This window comes from Streptomyces sp. NPDC006610 (assembly GCF_040611575.1).
Lineage (GTDB): Bacteria > Actinomycetota > Actinomycetes > Streptomycetales > Streptomycetaceae > Streptomyces.
This window is the reverse complement of the sequence record NZ_JBEXOP010000019.1, coordinates 80,201-101,371: the sequence shown is the minus strand read 5'-3', so window position 1 is coordinate 101,371 and position 21,171 is coordinate 80,201. Positions and strand designations below refer to the sequence as shown.

At 73.6% G+C, this 21,171-nt stretch carries 13 protein-coding genes; 6 read left to right on the top strand and 7 right to left on the bottom strand.

Going from position 1 to position 21,171, the window contains the following annotated elements; genetic code table 11:
- The first annotated feature begins 48 nt into the window (after positions 1-48).
- On the top strand, positions 49-2,619 hold the full coding sequence (gene pepN, locus ABZY13_RS17680; RefSeq protein WP_356631605.1) for an aminopeptidase N: 2,571 nt from the start codon (positions 49-51) through the stop codon (positions 2,617-2,619).
- 228 nt (positions 2,620-2,847) lie between these two features.
- Positions 2,848-3,891 (top strand): hypothetical protein, encoded by a 1,044-nt coding sequence (locus ABZY13_RS17675; protein WP_356631603.1) that lies wholly within the window; start codon positions 2,848-2,850, stop codon positions 3,889-3,891.
- A gap of 20 nt (positions 3,892-3,911) precedes the next feature.
- Here the strand turns inward: ABZY13_RS17675 and ABZY13_RS17670 are convergent, their stop codons facing one another.
- Entirely contained in the window at positions 3,912-5,675 is a 1,764-nt protein-coding gene (locus ABZY13_RS17670; RefSeq protein ID WP_356631601.1) for a TIGR03767 family metallophosphoesterase, read from the bottom strand.
- Between the two features lie 322 nt (positions 5,676-5,997).
- Positions 5,998-6,444, bottom strand: a complete 447-nt coding sequence (locus ABZY13_RS17665) for an NUDIX hydrolase (protein WP_356631599.1) — start codon at positions 6,442-6,444, stop codon at positions 5,998-6,000.
- A gap of 371 nt (positions 6,445-6,815) precedes the next feature.
- Here ABZY13_RS17665 and ABZY13_RS17660 point away from each other — a divergent pair, with 371 nt between their 5' ends.
- Positions 6,816-10,124: a S8 family serine peptidase gene (locus ABZY13_RS17660; RefSeq protein ID WP_356631597.1), complete on the top strand. Its 3,309-nt coding sequence runs from the start codon at positions 6,816-6,818 to the stop codon at positions 10,122-10,124.
- 229 nt (positions 10,125-10,353) lie between these two features.
- On the opposite strand, the gene ABZY13_RS17655 is transcribed toward ABZY13_RS17660, so the two are convergent.
- The gene (locus tag ABZY13_RS17655) at positions 10,354-11,109 is read right to left on the bottom strand and encodes a hypothetical protein (protein WP_356631595.1); all 756 of its coding nucleotides are present in this window, start codon (positions 11,107-11,109) and stop codon (positions 10,354-10,356) included.
- A gap of 1 nt (position 11,110) precedes the next feature.
- Positions 11,111-11,653: a sigma-70 family RNA polymerase sigma factor gene (locus ABZY13_RS17650; protein ID WP_356631593.1), complete on the bottom strand. Its 543-nt coding sequence runs from the start codon at positions 11,651-11,653 to the stop codon at positions 11,111-11,113.
- Positions 11,654-11,877: 224 nt separating this feature from the next.
- On the opposite strand from ABZY13_RS17650, the gene ABZY13_RS17645 reads away from it, so the two are divergent.
- Both ABZY13_RS17645 and pepN (ABZY13_RS17640) read left to right on the top strand, forming a co-directional pair.
- The gene (locus ABZY13_RS17645; protein WP_356631591.1) at positions 11,878-12,894 is read left to right on the top strand and encodes an aspartate-semialdehyde dehydrogenase; all 1,017 of its coding nucleotides are present in this window, start codon (positions 11,878-11,880) and stop codon (positions 12,892-12,894) included.
- A 419-nt stretch (positions 12,895-13,313) separates the two neighbouring features.
- Positions 13,314-15,887, top strand: coding sequence for an aminopeptidase N (gene pepN / locus ABZY13_RS17640; protein WP_356631589.1), 2,574 nt, complete (start codon positions 13,314-13,316; stop codon positions 15,885-15,887).
- A gap of 472 nt (positions 15,888-16,359) precedes the next feature.
- Here the strand turns inward: pepN (ABZY13_RS17640) and ABZY13_RS17635 are convergent, their stop codons facing one another.
- Together ABZY13_RS17635 and ABZY13_RS17630 are read right to left on the bottom strand one after the other, a co-directional pair.
- Entirely contained in the window at positions 16,360-17,610 is a 1,251-nt protein-coding gene (locus ABZY13_RS17635) for a M14 family zinc carboxypeptidase (protein WP_356631587.1), read from the bottom strand.
- A 13-nt stretch (positions 17,611-17,623) separates the two neighbouring features.
- Positions 17,624-17,776: a hypothetical protein gene (locus tag ABZY13_RS17630; RefSeq protein WP_356631585.1), complete on the bottom strand. Its 153-nt coding sequence runs from the start codon at positions 17,774-17,776 to the stop codon at positions 17,624-17,626.
- A gap of 39 nt (positions 17,777-17,815) precedes the next feature.
- On the opposite strand from ABZY13_RS17630, the gene ABZY13_RS17625 reads away from it, so the two are divergent.
- The gene (locus tag ABZY13_RS17625) at positions 17,816-18,943 is read left to right on the top strand and encodes a ThiF family adenylyltransferase (RefSeq protein ID WP_356631583.1); all 1,128 of its coding nucleotides are present in this window, start codon (positions 17,816-17,818) and stop codon (positions 18,941-18,943) included.
- Between the two features lie 1,032 nt (positions 18,944-19,975).
- Here ABZY13_RS17625 and ABZY13_RS17620 read toward each other — a convergent pair.
- On the bottom strand, positions 19,976-21,043 hold the full coding sequence (locus tag ABZY13_RS17620; RefSeq protein WP_356631581.1) for an EamA family transporter: 1,068 nt from the start codon (positions 21,041-21,043) through the stop codon (positions 19,976-19,978).
- Positions 21,044-21,171 lie beyond the last annotated feature (128 nt).

Genomic DNA, 21,171 nt, shown 5'->3' with positions numbered 1-21,171 from the left:
GTCCGCATGCTGGACCGAACTGCCGTGACGACCCGAGGAGTGCCGCCCGTGCCCGGTGAGAACCTGTCCCGCGACGAGGCCCGGGAGCGGGCCGCCCTGCTGTCCGTCGACGGGTACGACGTGTCCCTCGACGTGCGGTCCGCCGTCGGCGACGCGGGCGGGGAGCCGCGTACCTTCCGCTCGGTCACCACGATCCGGTTCCGCTGCGCCGAGCCGGGCGCGTCGAGCTTCGCCGACCTGATCGCGCCCGGGGTCACCGCCGTCTCGCTCAACGGCCGCGACCTGGACCCGCGCGAGGTCTTCGACGGCTGCCGGATCACGCTGGAGGACCTGGCCGCCGACAACGAGCTGATCGTCGACGCCCAGTGCGCCTACTCCCGCACGGGCGAGGGGCTGCACCGCTTCGTCGACCCGGAGGACGGCGAGGTCTACCTCTACACGCAGTACGAACCGGCCGACTCCCGCCGGGTGTTCGCCTGCTTCGAGCAGCCGGACCTCAAGGCCCCGTTCCGCTTCGAGGTGCGCGCGCCGCAGGAGTGGACGGTGTGGAGCAACGGCGCCGGCCGGCGCGCCGACGGCGTCTGGCGGTTCGCGGAGACCCGCCCCATCTCGACGTACATCACCTGCGTGGTGGCGGGCCCGTACCACTACGTCACGGACACCTACACCCGGGCCCTGCCCGACGGCGGCACCCTGGAGATCCCGCTCGGCGCGATGTGCCGCAAGGGTCTCGCCCCGCACTTCGACAGCGACGACGTCTTCCTGGTCACCAAGCAGGGCCTGGACTTCTTCCACGACCACTTCGACTACCCGTACCCGTTCGGCAAGTACGACCAGGCGTTCGTGCCCGAGTACAACCTGGGCGCGATGGAGAACCCGGGGCTGGTGACCTTCCGGGAGGAGTTCATCTTCCGCGGGAAGGTGACGCGCGCGTCGTACGAGGCCCGCGCCAACGTGATCCTGCACGAGATGGCGCACATGTGGTTCGGGGACCTGGTCACCATGGTGTGGTGGGACGACCTGTGGCTGAAGGAGTCCTTCGCCGACTTCATGGGCACGTTCGCCAACGTCGGCGCCACCCGCTTCCGGGACGCCTGGATCACCTTCGCCAACCGCCGCAAGGCCTGGGCCTACCGCGCCGACCAGCTGCCCTCCACCCACCCCGTCACCGCCGACATCCGCGACCTCCAGGACGCCAAGCTCAACTTCGACGGCATCACCTACGCCAAGGGCGCCTCGGTGCTCAAGCAGCTGGTGGCGTACGTCGGCCAGGACGCCTTCCTGGAGGGCGCCCGCCGGTACTTCAAGCGGCACGCGTACGGCAACACGCGCCTCGGCGACCTGCTGGCGGTGCTGGAGGAGACCAGCGGCCGGGACATGGCCGCCTGGTCGCGGGCCTGGCTCCAGACGGCCGGCGTCAACTCCCTCACCCCGCAGGTGCTGCTGACCGCCGAGGGGCGGATCGACGAGCTGGCGGTGGTGCAGGAGGCCGCCGAGTCGCACCCGGAGCTGCGCCCGCACCGGGTGGCGGTGGGCCTGTACCGGCGCGGCGGGGACGGTGCGCTGGAGCGCTACGCGCGCGCCGAGGCGGACGTCGACGGACCGCGCACGGTGGTCGCGGAGCTGGCGGGGGCCGAGGCGCCCGACCTGGTGCTGGTCAACGACGACGACCTCACCTACTGCAAGATCCGCTTCGACGAGACGTCGCTGGCGGCGCTGCGCGAGGGGCTGGGCGACGTCACCGACCCGCTGGCCCGGGCGCTGTGCTGGTCGGCTCTGTGGAACATGACGCGGGACGCGCTGCTGCCGGCGCGGGACTTCGTGGACCTCGTGCTGCGGTTCGCGGGGCGCGAGTCGGACATCGGCGTCCTGCAGATGCTGCACGCCTGGGCGCACTCGGCACTGGTCCACTACGCGTCCCCCGCCTGGCGGCCGACGGGCGAGCGGCTCCTGGGCGAGGGCGCCCTGCGCGAGCTGCGGGCGGCCGAGCCGGGCGGCGAGCACCAGCTGGCCTGGGCCCGCTTCTTCGCGACGGCCGCCTCGGGGCGGGCGGAACTGGAGCTGCTGCAGGGGCTGCTGGAGGGCACGGAGAAGATCGACGGTCTGGAGGTGGACCAGGAGCTGCGCTGGTCGTTCCTGGAGCCGCTGGCCGCGCACGGGCTCGCCGACGAGCGGACCCTGGCGCGCGAGCTGGCCCGTGACGACACCGCGTCCGGCAAGCGCCACCAGGTGCGGTGCCTCGCCGCCCGCCCGTCCGAGGCGGTCAAGGCGCAGGCGTGGGCGCAGGTCGTGGAGTCCAAGGCGCTGTCCAACGCGCTGGTCGAGGCCACCATCGCGGGCTTCGCCCAGTCGTCGCAGCGCGAACTGCTCGGGCCGTACGCCGGGAAGTACTTCGCGGTGATCGACCGGATCTGGAGCGAGCGGTCGATCCAGATCGGCATGGACGTCGTCCGCGGCCTCTTCCCGTCCCTCCAGGACTCCCCGGCGACCCTGGAGGCGACGGACGCCTGGCTGACGGCCCACGAGGACGCGGCCCCGGCACTGCGCCGCCTGGTGCTGGAGGCCCGCGACGACCTGGCGCGGGCGCTGCGCGCTCAGGAGTGCGACGCGCGGGCCTGAGCGCCACGAACGGAAGGGGCACGCGGCTCGCGGACTCCCGTCCCGTTCGGGGCTCCGAGCCGCTTGTTGCCGAACCGGCACAGGACGCCCGTAACCCCTGGTCCGCTCACGCGCGGCCAGGGGTTTTCGGCATCCGAACACGCGTACTTCAGGGCGGCGTTGTCCGCATTTGTCGACGGGCGTGTAACAGCGGTTAGGGGCGGGGTCCCGGGCGGGAATCGCCGCATCATGAACCACAACACCCCGCTCCCGCCGCGTCCCCTGCACGTTCCCCCGGCCGACGTCCACGGCCGCCTCCTGACGACCGCGCAGCTTCGCGCGCGGGGCGTGACGGCCGCCGAGACGACCGAGCGGTGCGGGCCCGGCGGCCCCTGGCAGCAGCTGCTGCCCGGCGTGTTCCTGCTGCACCCGGACCGGCCGACCGTCGAGGAGCGGCTGCACGCGGCCCTGACCTACGCCTCCCGCGAGGCGCTGCCGCGGGTGCCGTCCCAGCCGGAGCCGGGCGGAGCCCCCCGCGCCGCCTACCCGGAGGCGATGCTCACGGGCCTGGCGGCGCTGAAACTGCACGGCTTCGCCGCCGCTCCCCCGCTCGCCGCCCTGGACCGCGTCGACGTGCTGGTCCCCCGGCTGCGCCGGATCCGGTCGACCGGCTTCGTGCGGGTCGTGCGCACCGCCGCGCTGCCCGCCCCCGGCCGGGCGGCGGGTCTGCCGGTCGCGCCCGTGCCGCGCGCCCTGGCCGACGCGGTCGCCCGGCTGACGGACCCGACCGACGTGCGCGGACTGCTCACCGAGGCCGTACGGGCCCGCCACTGCGACCCGGCCTCGGTGGTGCGCGAACTGACCCGGGCACGACTGCTGAACCGCCCGCACGTCGTGGACGCCGTCGACTCCCTGCTCGCCGAGGGGCGTGCCCTGGCGGAGGACCGGCTGTACCGGCTGGTGCGGGACCACCGGCTGCCGGACCCGCTGTGGGACGTCGAGCTGCGCCTTCCCGGCGGCCCCGGCCTCGGCGGCGTCGACGCCTACTGGCCGGAGCACGCCGTCGCCGTCGAGCTGGACGCCCGCGGCCGGCGCCACGAGGACGACCCGCAGTGGGCCGAGTGGGTCCGCAGGCGGGAGCGCCTGGAGCGGCTCGGCGTCACGGTCGTGCGGGTGACGCCGAAGCGGCTGCGGGAGTCGCCGCACGAGCAGGCGGCGGTCCTGCGCACGGCCCTGATGGCGTCGGCGGACCGGGAGCCCGCCGCCTACCTGGTCGTCCTGCCCCGGCAGTGACCCGGGGTGTCCGACGGCCTCTACCCCTTCTTCAGCACCAGCTCCGTGTTGCGGTCGCGGGCCTCGCCCGCCAGGTCCGTGCGGGCGCCGGGCGCGTTGAAGGAGATCTCCCGGTAGAGGGCCGCCAGGCCGGTCTGGGAGAGGTCGGTGAAGTCGGTGGCGTGCGGCGCGGCCGACTCCACGAGGGTCGTGAACACCGAGAGGGTGCCGTCCTTGTTGTCGACCAGCTCGATCACGCGGGCCAGCTGCGGGAAGTCCACGTGGGAGGCGGTGGAGATCTCCCAGAAGGAGTGACCGGCGGAGCCCGTGTGCGCGGTGATGTCGTTGCGGTGGATGTGGCCGTTGACCCAGGCGAGGACGTTGCGGTGGCGGCCCAGCACGGCGAGGACGTCGTCGCCGTTGTGCCGCCGCTCGTTCGGCCGGGCGGGGTCGGGGCGCGGGTTGTCCATGGTCTTGCTGGTGTGGTGGCTGAAGACGACGACGTACGCGTCCTTGTTCCGGCGCAGGGTGCGGTGCAGCCAGGTCAGCTGACCGGCGCCGATGGAGCCCTCGTAGTGGCCGCCAGGGTCGGTGGTGTCGAGGCTGATGCCGATGACGTCGTCGGCGATGCGGAAGCTGTAGTACTGGGTGCCCGCTTCGACGTTGGCGCCCGAGTAGCCGTGGCCGACGGGGCCCGGGCCGGTGTACGCGGGGTCGAGGTGGGCCTTGACGTACTCGACGGCGGTGTAGGGGGCGCGCCGCTCGTCGGGGGTGATGGAGCGCAGGTCCCGGGCGTGCGCGCGCATCAGGTCGCGGTAGAGCAGGCCGAGCGGGTCGCGGGCGGTCTTGATGGAGTCCTGGAGCTTCTTGGCCTCGGCGGCGGACAGCGCCATCAGCTTCTTGCCGCCGGCGGCGAACTCGGCGAGGTACGGGTCTCCGTGGCCGTAGCAGCCGAGCGGGAGGGAGTCGTGGTTGCCGACGGTGGAGTACCAGGGCAGGTTGAGGCCGGGGCTGCGCACCTCGCGCATGGCGGCGGCGAGGAAGCCGTCCAGGTGCGGGAAGCCGCGCTGCTTGTCGGCGTCGCGGACGGCGGAGTCGGGCTGCCAGAACTGCTTGAGCCCGCTGCTCTGCACGCCCTCGTAGTGCCGCGGGTCACCGGAGTTGGGGGTGACCCGCCCGCCGCTCAGCACGGTCAGGAACCACTCCAGCTCGGTGCGGGCGTTGTTGTCGGTGTTGTCGCCGGTCGTCATGGCGAAGTGCAGCGGGGCGCCGGTGACGGGGGCGCCCCGCAGCGCGTTGACCCGCTCGACCAGGGAGACCGCGCCCTGCACGCTGAGCAGTTCCTGCGGACGCCAGGCGTGCACGTCGGCGGAGCGCAGGAACTCCAGCCGCAGCGGGTGCTGGGCGTCGATGATGTGCAGGTCGGTGAGCTGCACGAAGGCGGCGAGCGCGGTACGGCGGTCCGCGCGGCCCGACTTGGGCGTGGCGAGTTCGCTGCGCACGACCCGCTTCCAGCCGGGGCCGTCGCCGAGGCGGCGGTAGCCGGAGGAGGTGCGGGGCGCGGCGACGGAGGCGAGGGTGGTGCCGCGGGTGTAGGGGGCGAGGGGCGCGGCGGGCGCCTTGCGGGAGGAGGCGACGGCGGCCTCGTGCTCGGCCGCGGCGGGGGCGGCCTCGCTCTCGGTGGGCCGCAGGGCGTATCCCACGCCGGCGGACAGGGACACCGCACCGGCGGCGGCGAGGAGCGTACGGCGATCGACCGCCGCCCGGGCGGCGGCAGAGCTGGCGACAGAGCGTGTGCGCGACATGCGCGATCTCCCCGAGTGCGAAACGCGTCGGCAGTGACCGCGGACGGCCGCTTGCGCGGGCCCCCCGCTCACTGGGGATCGTTGGCACCGGGAATGGCCTGCGCGTTAATGAGACGCCAACGCGCAGCGCCGATCGCGGGACGTGGATCACGGGGCCGCCTGCCCGCCCACGCCCGCTCCCCGACCGGCTGTCGACCGGTCACGCGGTGTTCATCTTGCGGGGAATCGCGGCATGTCGGTCCGGGTCCGGGTCCGGGTCCGGGTCCGGGTCCGGGTCCGGGTCCGGGTCCGGGGCCGGGGCCGGGGCCGCAGGTCGCCGCCCCTACCCCACCCGCCCCGAGGCCGGCCGCTCCCGCCACAGTCTCAGGCCGAGGTCCACCAGGCCGATGCGGCGCAGGGCCGGGACCGCGTCGAGGGGGTGCCAGGCGGCCATGTCCGTGGAGCCGCCGATCTCGGGGCGCAGTTCGCCGGCGACGACCGTGCCCTCGTAAAGGAGGCGCACTCCGTGGTGGTCGGACGGGGAGCGCAGGCGGCGCGGGGAGGTCAGACGCAGGGAGTCGACGCCCAGGATGGCGGTGACCTCGATGTCGTAGCCCGTCTCCTCGCGGACCTCGCGGCGGACGGTGTCGTAGGGGTCCTCCCCGTGTTCCATGCCGCCGCCGGGCAGCACCCACTCGGGGACTCCGTCGGGGGCCGGGGAGCGGGCGAGGAGGACCTGCCCGTCACGGACGCATATGGCGTAGGCCGCCACCCTCAACGTCTTGCGCACGCACGGACGTTAACCCGCCGCGTCCGGATCGGCGGCGGAGTATCGGGGCCCGGACCTGCACAAGGCGGCGCACGGCGGCGTTTCGGTCACCTCCGGGGACGCGCCCGCCGCCGCTCCCCCGGGTGCGTAACACGGGCGCAATGAAACTCCGCGCCCGTTTTCGGTGGTGACGTCCGCCATACCCCGGAACGCACATCGGGGGTTTTCCCCACACATCGATTTCGATTCGGCCAACTTCTCCCGAACAACCGTCCCCTGTACCAGGCTGAGCGCTCGTCCGGGACCGAGTTCCGGACCTGGCGGTCAAGGCCGTTCGGCCCGACCGGCCTTGACCGCCTCACGCTCGATTCCTTTACCAACAAGGGATGCCGATGACCTTCACCCCCCAGCGCGAACCGATACCGGGCGCCAGACGCGTGGCCCGGATCGCCGTCGCCGCCGGTCTCGTCGCCGCGCTCTCGGCGGCCGGACCGGTTCCGATGGCCCTCGCCGCGGACCCGGCCCCCGCCACCGCCGCCGACCCCGGCGTCAAGTCCGCCCACGAAAAGCTCGGTTCCGACGACGCCGACCTGCTCGCCGAGGCCAAGGCCGACGGCGCCAAGAGCGTCACGATGATGGTGGCGACGGCGCCCGGGCAGACCGAGCGCGTCGCCGAGCAGCTCGACTCGGTCGAGGGCGGTCTGGTCGGCCGTACGTACGACAAGCTCGGATACGTCCGGGCCACCGTCCCCACCGGCGAGGCGGACGCGGCCATCGCCGCCGCAGCCAAGCTGTCCTCCGTGCACGGCATCGACCTGCGCGAGGAGATCCCGCTCGACGACCCGACGCCGAGCGGGGACCGGGCCAAGGGCGCGCCCGCCGCCGCGACCGGGACGTACCCGGCGCCCGGACGGCACACCCCGGCCGAGAACCCGTACAACCCGTCCTTCGAGACCGGCGCCGTCGACTTCGTCGAGGACCACCCGAGGGCGGACGGCCGCGGCGTCACCATCGGCATCCTGGACTCGGGCGTCGACCTCGGCCACCCGGCGCTGCAGAAGACCACGACCGGCGAGCGCAAGATCGTCGACTGGGTCACCGCCACCGACCCGGTCGCCGACGGCGACGGCACCTGGCGGCGGATGACGACCTCGGTCGGCGGACCGTCGTTCACCGTCACCACCACCGCGCAGGGCACCGAGACGTTCAAGGCCCCCGAGGGCGCGTTCAAGTTCAACTACTTCGCCGAGTCGGCCACCACGGGCGGCGACATGGCGGGCGACCTGAACCGCGACGGCGACACCACGGACATCTGGGGCGTGCTCTACGACGCCGCCTCCGGCACCGCGCGCGTCGACCTGAACGACAACCTGGACTTCACCGACGACACGGCGATGAAGCCCTACAAGGACGGGTACCAGGTCGGCTACTTCGGCACCGACGACCCGGCGACCGCGATCGCCGAGCGCATCCCGTTCGTGATCGAGATCCGCAAGGACGTCGTCTACAACGCGGCCGGCGCCAAGGCCGACTACGTCAGCATCGGCGTCATCGAGGGCTCGCACGGCACCCACGTGGCCGGCATCACCGCCGCCAACGGCCTGTTCGGCGGCGAGATGAACGGCGCGGCGCCCGGCGCCAAGCTGGTCTCCTCGCGCGCCTGCACCTGGTCCGGCGGCTGCACCAATGTCGCGCTGACCGAGGGCATGATCGACCTCGTCGTCAACCGCGGCGTCGACATCGTCAACATGTCGATCGGCGGCCTGCCCGCGCTGAACGACGGCAACAACGCGCGCGCCGAGCTGTACACCCGGCTCATCGACGAGTACGGCGTCCAGCTGGTCATCTCGGCCGGCAACTCCGGCCCCGGCGCCAACACGATCGGCGACCCGTCCCTCGCGGACAAGGTGATCTCGGTCGGCGCGACCGTCTCCCGCGAGACCTGGGCGGCCAACTACGGCTCCCTGGTGGAGAAGCGGTACGCGATGATGCCGTTCTCCTCGCGCGGCCCGCGTGAGGACGGCGGCTTCACGCCGACGCTCTCCGCGCCCGGCGCCGCGATCAACACCACCCAGACCTGGTCGCCCGGCGGCCCGGTCGCCGAGGCCGGCTACAGCCTGCCGCCCGGCTACTCCATGCTCCAGGGCACCTCGATGGCCTCCCCGCAGGCGGCCGGCGCGAGCGCGCTGCTGCTGAGCGCCGCCAAGCGCAAGGGCATCGAGCTGACCCCGGCGACCCTGCGCACGGCGCTCACCTCGACCGCCGACCACATCCCGGGCGTGCAGGCGTACGAGGAGGGGGCCGGCCTCATCGACATCGAGGACGCCTGGGACGCGATCCTCGACGGCGCCACCGCGCACACCTACACCGTGCAGGCTCCGGTCGACACCGCGATCGACCAGTTCCTCAAGACCCCCGGCCAGGGCACCGGCGTCTACGACCGCGAGGGCGGTCTGAAGGCCGGGCAGAAGAAGACGTACGACGTCACCCTGACCCGTACGTCGGGCGCCGACCGGGCGATCCGGCACGAGCTGCACTTCGAGAACAACGCCGGCGGCACCTTCCGCATCCTCGGCTCCGACGAGGTGCTGCTGCCGCTGAACAAGCCGGTGACCGTCAAGGTCCAGGCCGCCCCGCGGTCCGCCGGCCTCAAGAGCGCCGTCCTCGAGGTGGACGACCCGCGCACCGAGGGCATCGACAAGCTGGTCCTGAACACCGTGGTCGTCTCGGCGCCGCTGGAGTACACCTACTCGGCGTCCGGTTCGGTGCAGCGCAACAGCCACAAGTCGTTCTTCGTGACCGTCCCCGAGGGCGCGAAGGCGCTGGAGGTGGCGATCGGCGGGCTGAAGGACAAGAGCCAGACCCGGTTCATCGCCATCCACCCGTACGGCGTCCCGTCGGACAGCACCGGCACGCCGTTCTGCTACAACAACTACCTCGACGGCAACGGCTGCAAGCCGGGCGTGCGCTCGTACGCCGACCCGCAGCCCGGCGTCTGGGAGATCGAGGTCGAGTCGCGGCGCACCTCGCCGGTGCTCGACAACCCGTTCACGCTGGACGTCACCGTCCTCGGCGCGGCCTTCGACCCGGAGACCGTGACCGTGCCCGAAGCCAAGGTCGGCACGCCGGCCGCCGCCTCCTGGACGGTGACCAACAGTTACGCGGCGATCGACGGCAAGCTGGTCGGCGGACCGCTCGGCTCGTCCAAGACGACCCGTCCGACCATCGCGCAGGGCGCCACCCAGACCACCACCGTGGAGGTCCCCGCGGGCGCCACCTCGCTGGACGTGGCGATCGGCGGCGTCTCGGACAACGCCGCCGACCTGGACCTGTACGTGTACGACGCGGCCGGTGACGTCGTGGGCGAGTCCGCCGACGGCGACTCCGAGGAGCGGGTCTCCCTCGCCGCCCCGGCGGCCGGCGCGTACACCATCGAGGTCGTGGGCTACTCGGTGCCGGCCGGTTCCACCGCGTACGACTACCGGGACGTCTTCTACTCCGCCTCCCTGGGCTCCGTCGACGTCGGCGGCTCGGCCCCGGTGAAGCTGGGCACGGGCGACTCGGCGACCGTCACGGGCAGCGTCACCGCCGCCGCGGCGGCCCCCGAGGGACGCGAGTTCTTCGGGCAGGTGCAGCTGGTCAACGCGCGCGGCACGGTCGCGGGCGTGGGCAGCGTGAAGATCGAGAAGGTCACGCCGTAACCCGGTGACGCCGTCACGCGTCAACCGCGTGACGGCGGACCGCGGTGGCGGGCAGGGGGCGGGCGTCCGGTCGGGCGCCCGCCCCTTTCCGCTGCCCGCGGGCCGCCGTGCCCGCTGTCCGCGGATGCCGTGCTGCGTTGCCCGCGGGTGCCGTGCCCGCTGTCCGCGGATGCGTGCTGCGTCGTCCGCGGGTGCCGGTGCCGCCTTGTCCGCGGGCCGCCGTACGCCGTTATTCGCAGGTCCCCGCGTACGGCAGCGCGTTCTCCAGGATGCGCCGCTGCCGGGCGACGTCCCGCTCGCCGACGTGGACGGCGTCCGGAGTGCGGCTGCCGTGCGGGAGGGCGACCAGGACGTGCTCGCCCTCGTCGAGACCGGCGGCGCGGGCGATCACGAAGACCGTCTCGCCCGCCCGGTTCCCGTCCGGCACGTCCGGCACGTAGGAGCGGGTGATGCGGAGGGTGACGCGTTCCTTCCGGGTGCCGGGCACCGGTTCCACGGCGGCCACCTCGCCCTCGGCGACCAGGCGGGCGCAGGCGAGATAGCCGGGCGCGGCGAGCGCCCCGGCGTCCTTGGCCTCGGCGTCGGCGCGTTCGCCGCCGGCCTCGTCAGCGGAGCTGGTGACGTTCGACGCGGAGCCGGCCTGCACGGCGAGCCAGCCGAGGCCGCTCACCATCGCGCCGGCGGCGGCCACGCCCACGGCCCCGAGGGCCAGGGACCGGACGCGGACGGGGCGCGGGCGGCGCGCGGCACGCCGTGGCGGTGGAGCGGCGGGGCGCGCCGCGGCTGCGGGGGGCTCGGCCAGGGCGTCCCCGAGGAGCGTCAGCTGCCGCTTGAGCAGCGCCACGTCGTCGGCCGCCGCGCGGTATTCGGCGAGATGGGCGGGGTCGGCGTCGCCGGGCAGCGGTTCGCCGGTGAGGACGGCGAGCAGCGGGTCCGGGCGGTCGTCGCCGGGCCGGCCGTCACAGCCGTCGTGTTCGACGGTCACGTCACACCACCTCGTCCTCGTGCAGCCGGGTGCGCAGGGCCCGTACCGCCGTGTGCAGCCTGCTCTTGACCGTGCCCTCCGGGATGCCCAGCTCCTCGGCGATGGAACGCACCGGGAGGTCGGCGTAGAAGCGCAGGACGAGGACCTGCCGCTGGGGATCGGGCAGCTCGTCCAGGCCCTGGGCCACGGCGAGGGACAGCACGCTGGTGTCCTCGCCGGAGGGGAGGCTGGGCTGGCGCAGCGCGGCGAGGCGCTCGCCGAGCCGTTCCTGGCGGCGCTTGGCGCGGTGCCAGTCCATGGCGAGGTTGGAGGCGACGACGGCCGCCCAGGCGGACACGTCGCGCGGCGCCTCCAGCCCGCTCGCGGCCCGTTCCAGCAGCCGCAGGCGGACCTGCTGCACCCCGTCCGGCAGGTCCGCCTGCGGCACGCCGCCGAGCGCGAGCACGGCCCGCACCCGGCGTTCCTGAGCCGCGTCCAGGGGGTCGTCCGCCGCGTGATCCGCGTGGACCGCCCCCTGCCCGCGGCGGGCCTTTCCGCGCAGCACAGCCACCCCTCTCGTCCCGCGTTTCTCCTACGACGCCGGTGGCGACGGAAACGTTCGGTAACGTTTCCGCAACGGCGCGGTGGGAGGGGGCATGTTGTGCGTCACACATGTCCCAGTCCTCGGTCATCCCCGCCAAAAAACTGGACAGGTACGCCGGGGTCGGCCGCATCATGGAGGTGCCTCGGCCGGGCACAGTGCACATATCAGACGTAGAGGGAGTCACCGTGAGGGTCGGAATCGTCGGAGCCACCGGGCAGGTCGGCACGGTCATGCGCAGGATCCTCACGGAGCGGAACTTCCCGGTCACCGAGCTGCGCCTGTTCGCCTCCGCCCGCTCGGCGGGCACGGAGCTGGACGGCGTGACGGTGGAGGACGCGTCCACGGCCGACTACACCGGCCTGGACATCGTGCTGTTCTCCGCGGGCGGCGCGACCTCGAAGGCGCTCGCCGAGAAGGTCGCCTCGCAGGGCGCGGTCGTGATCGACAACTCCTCGGCGTGGCGGCGGGACCCGCAGGTGCCGCTGGTGGTGGCCGAGGTGAACCCGCACGCGATCGCCGACCGGCCCAAGGGGATCATCGCCAACCCGAACTGCACGACGATGGCCGCGATGCCGGTGCTGCGCCCGCTGCACGCGGAGGCCGGCCTCGAGGCGCTGGTCGTCGCCACCTACCAGGCGGTGTCCGGATCCGGGCTGGCCGGCGTGGACGAGCTGTTCGAGCAGGTGCAGAAGGTCGGCGCGGACGCCCCGAAGCTGACCCACGACGGCTCGGCGGTGGAGTTCCCGAAGCCGGACAAGTACGTCGCGCCGATCGCCTACAACGTGCTCCCGCTGGCCGGCTCCATCGTGGACGACGGCCTGAACGAGACCGACGAGGAGCAGAAGCTCCGCAACGAGTCCCGCAAGATCCTGGAGATCCCCGGGCTGAAGGTCTCCGGCACCTGCGTGCGCGTGCCCGTCTTCACCGGCCACTCCCTCCAGGTCAACGCCCGTTTCGCCCGCCCGATCAGCGTGGAGCGCGCCAAGGAGCTGCTGGCCGGCGCCCCCGGCGTGGCCCTCGCGGACGTCCCCACCCCGCTCCAGGCGGCCGGCCAGGACCCGTCGTACGTCGGCCGCATCCGCCGCGACGAGACGGTGGACAACGGCCTGGCCCTGTTCGTCTCCAACGACAACCTCCGCAAGGGCGCCGCGCTGAACGCGGTCCAGATCGCGGAGCTGGTGGCGGCCGAGCTGAAGAAGTAGTCCCGGCCACGAGACAGGGGCGTCCACCGGCGTAGGTCGCGGTGGACGCCCCTGCGTTCGGGCTCCGGGGGGCCATGGGGCTCATGCCACTGCAGCGGCCACACCCTGCCGGGTGAGTCCGCTCTCCTTGCGCAGAGCAGTCAGCTCGCGGCCCCTGATGCGCGCCACGTTCTCCGCCGCTGGTGCGCGCCACGTTCTCCGCCCTGATCCTCGCCCGGCCGAACCGTGACCGCGCCGAGTCCGGCTCCGGGAACCGCTCGAGGGCCTCCGCCCGCAGCTGATCGCCTGCTCCGTTCAACCCGTTCGGGTGACAGTGGGCGATCCGTGCCGCGACAGTCAGCTCGGCGCCAAGCACATCGCGATCTCCACAGGCCACATGGAAGGATGACGCAACCCACACATCACGAGGAGATGACCGCGTGCCTGGCACAAACCTGACTCGCGAAGAGGCGCAGCAGCGGGCGAAGCTGCTCACCGTTGACTCGTACGAGATCGATCTCGACCTCTCCGGCGCGCAGGAGGGCGGCACCTACCGGTCCGTGACCACGGTGCGCTTCGACGTCGCCGAGAACGGCGCCACGTCCTTCATCGACCTGGTCGCGCCGGCCGTGCACGAGGTGACGCTGAACGGCGACTCGCTCGACCCGGCCGAGGTCTTCGCCGACTCCCGGATCGCGCTCCCCGGTCTGCTGGAGGGGCGCAACATCCTGCGCGTCGTCGCGGACTGCGCGTACACCAACACCGGCGAGGGCCTGCACCGGTTCGTCGACCCGGTGGACGACCAGGCCTACCTCTACACCCAGTTCGAGGTCCCGGACGCCCGCCGCGTGTTCGCCTCGTTCGAGCAGCCGGACCTCAAGGCGACCTTCCAGTTCACCGTGCGCGCGCCGGAGGGCTGGACCGTCATCTCCAACTCGCCCACCCCCGAACCCGAGCACAACGTCTGGGTGTTCGCGCCGACGCCGCGGATCTCGTCGTACATCACGGCGCTGATCGTCGGCCCCTACCACTCGGTGCACAGTGTGTACGAGAAGGACGGCCGGAGCGTGCCGCTCGGCATCTACTGCCGTCCCTCGCTCGCCGAGTACCTCGACTCGGACGCCATCTTCGAGGTCACCCGGCAGGGCTTCGACTGGTTCCAGGAGAAGTTCGACTACGCGTACCCGTTCGAGAAGTACGACCAGCTGTTCGTGCCGGAGTTCAACGCGGGCGCGATGGAGAACGCGGGCGCGGTGACCATCCGCGACCAGTACGTCTTCCGGTCGAAGGTGACGGACGCGGCGTACGAGACGCGCGCGGAGACCATCCTGCACGAGCTGGCCCACATGTGGTTCGGCGACCTGGTCACCATGGAGTGGTGGAACGACCTGTGGCTGAACGAGTCGTTCGCCACCTACACGTCGATCGCCTGCCAGGCCGACGCGCCGGGCTCGCGCTGGCCGCACTCGTGGACGACGTTCGCCAACTCCATGAAGACGTGGGCCTACCGGCAGGACCAGCTGCCGTCCACGCACCCGATCATGGCGGACATCCGCGACCTGGACGACGTCCTCGTCAACTTCGACGGCATCACCTACGCCAAGGGCGCCTCGGTGCTCAAGCAGCTCGTCGCCTACGTCGGCGAGGACGAGTTCTTCCGCGGCGTGCAGGCCTACTTCAAGCGGCACGCGTACGGCAACACGCGCCTGTCGGACCTGCTGAGCGCGCTGGAGGAGACCTCCGGCCGGGACCTGAAGAACTGGTCGCGCGCCTGGCTGGAGACGGCCGGCATCAACGTCCTGCGCCCGGAGATCGAGACCGACGCGGACGGGGTCGTCACCTCCTTCGCCGTCCGCCAGGAGGCCCCGGCGCTGCCCGTCGGCGCCAAGGGCGAGCCGACGCTGAGGCCCCACCGCATCGCGATCGGGCTGTACGACCTGGACGCCGCGAGCGGCAAGCTGGTGCGCGACGCGGACGGCGGCCGCATCGAGCTGGACGTCGACGGCGAACGGACCGCCGTGCCGCAGCTGGTGGGCCGGCGCCGTCCGGACGTCGTCCTGCTCAACGACGACGACCTGTCGTACGCCAAGGTCCGGCTGGACGAGGCCTCGCTCGCCTTCGTCACCGAGCATCTCGGCGACTTCGAGTCGTCGCTGCCCCGCGCCCTGTGCTGGGCGTCGGCGTGGGACATGACGCGCGACGCCGAGCTGGCCACCCGCGACTACCTGTCCCTGGTGCTGTCCGGCATCGGCAAGGAGTCCGACATCGGCGTGGTCCAGTCCCTGCAGCGGCAGGTGAAGCTGGCGATCGACCTGTACGCCGCCCCCGCCGGGCGCGAGTCGCTGCTCGCCCGCTGGACGGAGGCGACGCTGGCCCATCTGCGGACGGCCGAGCCGGGCAGCGACCACCAGCTGGCGTGGGCGCGCGCCTTCGCGGCGACGGCCCGGACGCCGGAGCAGCTGGACCTGCTGGAGGCGCTGCTCGGCGGCTCCCAGACGGTCGAGGGCCTGGTCGTGGACACCGAGCTGCGCTGGGCGTTCGTACAGCGGCTCGCGGCGGTGGGCCGCTACGACGAGACGGAGATCGCCGCCGAGTACGAGCGGGACCGCACCGCGGCCGGCGAGCGGCACGCGGCGACGGCGCGGGCGGCCCGTCCGACGCCGGAGGCCAAGGCGGAGGCGTGGGCGTCGGTCGTGGAGTCCGACAAGCTGCCGAACGCCGTGCAGGAGGCGGTCATCGGCGGCTTCGTCCAGACCGACCAGCGGGAGCTGCTCGCGCCGTACACCGACAAGTACTTCGAGGTGGTCAAGGGCGTCTGGGAGTCCCGTTCGCACGAGATGGCCCAGCAGATCGCGGTCGGCCTCTACCCGGCGGTCCAGGTCTCCCCGGAGACGCTGGCCAAGACCGACGCGTGGCTGGCCTCGGCGGAGCCGAACGCCGCGCTGCGCCGGCTGGTGTCGGAGTCGCGGTCGGGCATCGAGCGGGCGCTGAAGGCGCAGGCCGCGGACGCGTAGCCCTCCGGGCGGGGGCCATTGGTCGTCGCGGCCCGGTCTCTTTTCGCGGGCGGTGCCTGCCTTTGGGCGGGTGCCGCCCGCTTGCTTCTCGGCAGTGGCGGCGCTCGCGTGCTTCCCGGCAGTGGGCGGCTGCGGTCCACCGCGGGCGGCAGTGGGCGGCGTGCACGCTGTGGGCGGCGTGCACGGCTGTGGTCCGCCGCCGGCGGCGTGGGCGGCGTGCGCGGCTGTGCACGCACGGCTGCGGTCCGCCGCGGGCGACGTGCGCGGCTGTGCGCGGCTGTGGTCCGCAGCGGTCGGCAGGGGCGACTGCGCCGGATGGCGCCTGCCTGCTGGTTCGCCGTTCCCTTTCGGCGGGGCGCCGTCCGCCTCCCCCACGGGCCGCCGGCGGCCTCGTCACCGGAGGCCGCCGCCCGCCCTTCCGCCCGGTTCGACGCCGCCCGATCCCCGCCGCGTCCCGCCCGTCGCCGCCGCCTCACACCCGCCGGGCGATGTCCAGCATGGTCCGCACGTGCAGCCCCGTCTGCGCCGGCACCGGCAGCCACACCGGCTCGTACGTCTTCTCCAGCTCCTGGCACCACTCGCGCACCAGGTCCCCGAGCACGTCCGCGGTGCGCGGGTCGGTGCGGGCGAGGGCCCGGCGCATCATGGACGCCGCGCGCAGCGGAATGCGGCGGGCTGCGATGCCGAGGGTGGCGAAGTGGCCGCGGGAGCCGCTGAGTTCCTCCGCGGTCCAGGTCGCGGCGACCGAGGGGGCGACCTCGATCAACTCGCGGGCCGCGTCGCGCAGGGGCAGCAGGTCGTCGGGGACGGCGTCCGCGCCGGGATCGCCCAGGACGGCGGCGAGGTCGCGGGCGCGGCCCAGCAGCACCTCGGCGACGCGGGCGACCGCGCGCTCCGGGTCGGGGGCCGGCCGCGGGTCGGACACCCCGGGGACCCCCCACGCGGGCGCCTCGACGAGGGTGGTCAGGGTGCCGTACTTGCGCGGGTGGAGCCAGGTGCTCTCGGCGGTGAAGCCGCTCGGGTCGCGTTCGCTGCCGCCGCGGTCGCCTGGCAGCAGCAGCACCCCGGGCGGTTCGGGGAGCCAGTCCGGGCCGTCGCAGGGATGGTGGTCGAGCGGGACGCGCAACCGCGCGGCCGTGTCCCGGAATGCCTGCCCGGCGCCGGGCACCGGCCGGGTCAGCATCGCGAACGCGCCGCCGAACTCGATGCCGTGCAGTGTGAACTGGGCCACCGGCCGCAGTTCGTCCAGCAGCCGGACCAGCGTCGCCGACTCGGGCATCGGCGGCACCGGCGGTCCCGGAGCGTCCTGCACGGGCAGCGACTCGGGCTGGCGGGCGAACGCGGGCCGGTAGAAGTGCCGATGGCACTCCTCCAGCGAGGGTTCCGGCTCCCTGGGCGCCCAGCCCTGCGCCAGGTGCGCCCCGTCCGGGTCGAGGCAGAGCAGGAAGTGCCAGGTGCAGTCGAGCCGTTGGAGCAATGCGGGCCGGCGGGCGAGGAGGGCGGCGAGACGCAGGGACGACGCGCCGCCGACGGGTTCGTTGGCGTGGGCGCCGGCGACGGTGAGGATCTGCCGTTCGCCGTGGCCGGCCGACAGCAGCCACAGCGGGCGTCCCGCCCTGCTCTCGCCGACGGCGCCCAGGCGCAGCGCCCCGGGCGCCGAGGCAGCCAGCGCGCGGGCCCGGCGCTCCAGTTCGCCAACGGCCGGATACCACGTAGTCCGCACGCTGGTGCTCCGATCAGGCGCCCTGGGAGTTGCTGTCCCCGGTGGTCTCCTTCTTGTCCAGCGGGCGAATCACGATCTTCTCGGCCATGTGCGGCTCCTTCCAAGGAAGTTGGCTGAACAACGGCCCGCTTCGCGGTTTCCTGCCCAGGTTCGTTGGGGTGAACAACTGTGTCAAGGGTGCCGATACCTACCAAGAGGTGACCGCGTGACCACCGATGTCAGGTCCTTGCGACGCCCCCGCGTCAAGCCCGAGCACCGCCCCTACCGCACGGTCGACGGCCATGTGCGCATCGGCAGCGTCGTGCACGGCATCGGCGCGGAGATCGCCGACCCCAAGGGCTGGGTGTGGTTGCTCGTCGAGGCGCTGGACGGGTCGCGGGCGCCGTCCGCCGTGGTGGCCCGGGTGCTGGCCGGACACGGGGACGTGACCGGGGAGGACGTCTGGCAGGCCATGGCCGATCTGCTGGCCGCCGGGTTCCTGGAGGACGCGGCGGCGCCCGTGCCGGTGTCCGGTCGGGGGCGGGAGCGCTACAGCCGGGGCGTGCCGCTGCTGCGCTGGATGGACCGGGGTCCGCGGACGAGCCCGTGGGAGGCGCAGCTCCTGCTGCGCCGGGCCCGCGTGCTGGTGCTGGGCGTCGGCGGCACCGGCGGCCACGCGGCGCAGAGCCTGGTCGCCTCCGGTGTGGGACAGGTGCACTGCGTCGACCCGGACGTGGTGGAGCTGTCCAACCTCAACCGGCAGCCGCTGTTCCGCGAGGACGACATCGGCCGCCCCAAGACGGAGGCCGCGGTGGCCACGCTGCGGGCGCTGAACTCGGACGTGACGGTCACCGGGGAGCGGCTGGAGGTGCGCGGCCCGGCCGACCTGACGGCCCTGCTCGCGGGCGGCGACCCCGACCTGCTGGTCCTGGCCGCCGACCGCCCCGACGACCTGCGGCGCTGGGTCAACCGGGCCTGCATCGCGGCGGGCCTGCCCTGGGTCGACGCCGGCTACCGGGGGCCGCTGGTGACCGCGGGGGTGTACGTGCCCGGGCGGGGCGCCTGCTGGGAGTGCCTGCGCGTGGGTGAGGCCGCCCGGCGCGAGCTGCGGCTGGCGCCCGGCCAGGACGAGCGGGTGGCCTCACCCCGTATGCCCTGGAACCCGGCGTCCGCCGTCACCGCCGGCCTGTCCGGCGCGCTCCTCGCGCACGCCGCCCTCGCCCTGCTCACCGGCATACCGGACCTGGAACCGGGCTTCCGCTTCGGCGTGAACCTCATGCTGCCCGGGGAACCGCACCTCCAGCGCTTCCCCCGACAGGCGGACTGCGCCGCCTGCGGCGGGGTGCGGACGTGAGCCGCGTCCGGCTGCACGAACTGGCCTCCCGCCCCGACGGCGACGAGTGGATCGTGGGGCGGATGGCCACCGGCCGGTTCGTCGCCCTGCCCGGCGTCGGCAAACGCGCCCTCGACCTGCTGGGGGCGGGGCTGAGCAGCGCCGAGACGGCGGAGCGGCTGCGCCGGGAGACCGGGCAGGACGTCGACGTGGCCGACTTCGTGGACGCGCTGGTGGGGCTCGGCTTCGTCGCCGAGATCGACGGCCGGCCGGTGCCGTCGCCGGTCCCGCAGAAGCCGACACTGCCCCGGCTGCGGCCCCGGCACGTGCGCTGGGCGCTGAGTCCGGTGGCGCCCGTGATGGTCGGTCTGCTGATCGCCGCCGCGCTGCTCGCCCGGCCGGGCGTCCCGATCGGCCACCGCACCCTGCTGTGGAGCGAGCACGGCAGCGCCGTCGTCGCCTTCGGGGCGGCGGCCGGCTGGGCGCTGCTGCTGCTCCACGAGTGCGCCCACCTGGTCACCGCCCGCGCGACCGGCGTGCCGGCGCGGATACGGCTGGGCACCCGGCTGCAGTTCCTGGTGATGCAGACCGACATCAGCGGCATCGAACTCGCCCCGCGCCGCCACCGCCTCACCGCCTACCTCGCGGGCAGCGCCGTCAACCTCGCCGTCGCCTCCGTGGCCGCCCTCGCCGCGGGCACCACCGACGGCACCGCCCACCGCGTCCTGGCCGCGCTCACCGTGCTGGCGCTGCTGCCGCTGCCGTTCCAGCTGATGGTGTTCATGCGCACGGACGTCTACTTCGTCCTCCAGGACCTGCTCCGCTGCCGCGACCTGTACGGCGACGGCCGGGCCTACGCCCGCCACCTCGGCCTGCGGCTGCTGGGCCGCGCCGCGCCGGACCCGAGCCGCCGGCTCCCGGCCCACGAACGGCGGGCGGTGCGCGTGTACAGCGCGGTCCTCGTCACCGGCACCGCCCTGTGCCTGGCCTTCCTCGCGACGGTGACCCTGCCCGCCGACGCCGCCCTGCTGGCCAACGCCGTCACCTCCCTCGTCAGCCCCGGATCCTCGGCGACGCGGCGACTGGACGCGGGAGTCGTGACGGTCGCGCTGGGCGGGGTGCATGTGCTGTGGGCGCGTACATGGTGGCGGGCGCGGCGGGAGCGGAGGGGGAAGGAGAGGGGGAGGAAGCGGAGGGGGGCGGGGTGAGTGCGAAGGACTGGGGGCGGCGGGCGGGACGGGCGGACCGGCCGCCGAGCTGTCCCGCCACCGTCGCGCCGAACGCCACCGCCATGCCCGCGAGCTGGAGCGGGGTGAGCGCCTGTCCGAGGGCGGCCCAGCCGACCACGGCGGCCGTCAGCGGGGACAGCGGGCCGAGGAAGGTGACCTGGGTCGCGGTGAGCCGGCCGATGCCGCGGAACCACAGCCAGTACGCCACCGCCGTGTTGGCGACGGCGAGATAGAGGTAGCCGCCCACCGCACGGCCGTCCAGCGCGGGCGGCGCGCCCTCGGCGAGGAGGGCGACGGGGGCGATCAGCAGGCCGCCCGCCGTCAGCTGCCAGGCCGTGAGGGCGAGCGGGCCCACCCCCTCCGGCCGGCCCCAGCGCTTGGTGAGGACGGTGCCGGCCGACATGGACGCGGTGGAGGCGACGGCCGCCAGCACGCCGAGCACGTCCAGCGCACCGGCCGCCTCGAGCACGACCAGACTGACGCCGGACGCGGCGGCGACGCCGGTCAGCCAGGTCCGTGCCGTCGCCCGCTCCGCCAGCAGCAGCGCCCCCAGCCCGGCGACGAAAAGCGGCCCGACCGAGCCGACGACGGCGGCCATTCCGCCGGGCAGCCGGTACGCCGACAGGAACAGCAGCGGGAAGAAGGCGCCGATGTTCAGCGCGCCGAGCACCGCGGCCTTGCCCCACCACACGCCGCGCGGCAGCACCCGGGCCATGGCGAGCAGCAGCAGACCGGCGGGCAGCGCGCGCACCAGGCCGGTGAACAGGGGGCGGTCGGGCGGGAGGAACTCGGTGGTGACCGCGTAGGTGGTGCCCCAGGAGACGGGGGCGAGGGCGGTGAGCAGAACGGTCGGGACGGTCGGGGCTGAGGGGACGGTCGCGGACCGTGTCATGGCCGGGTTCCTTCGGGAGGCGGACGCGAGTACATCACTAGATAGTGAGTAGCCAGTGATTAGCTTAGCACTAAGCAACTTCCCGCCAAGCCACTTTCTTGCGGCCGATCGTTGACGCCGGGGATACT

Coding starts and splice junctions, on each gene's coding strand:
- ABZY13_RS17670 (WP_356631601.1), bottom strand. CDS start 5,675: ATGTCGCGCACACGCTCTGTCGCCAGCTCTGCCGCCGCCCGGGCGGCG.
- ABZY13_RS17620 (WP_356631581.1), bottom strand. CDS start 21,043: ATGACACGGTCCGCGACCGTCCCCTCAGCCCCGACCGTCCCGACCGTT.
- ABZY13_RS17660 (WP_356631597.1), top strand. CDS start 6,816: ATGACCTTCACCCCCCAGCGCGAACCGATACCGGGCGCCAGACGCGTG.
- ABZY13_RS17675 (WP_356631603.1), top strand. CDS start 2,848: ATGAACCACAACACCCCGCTCCCGCCGCGTCCCCTGCACGTTCCCCCG.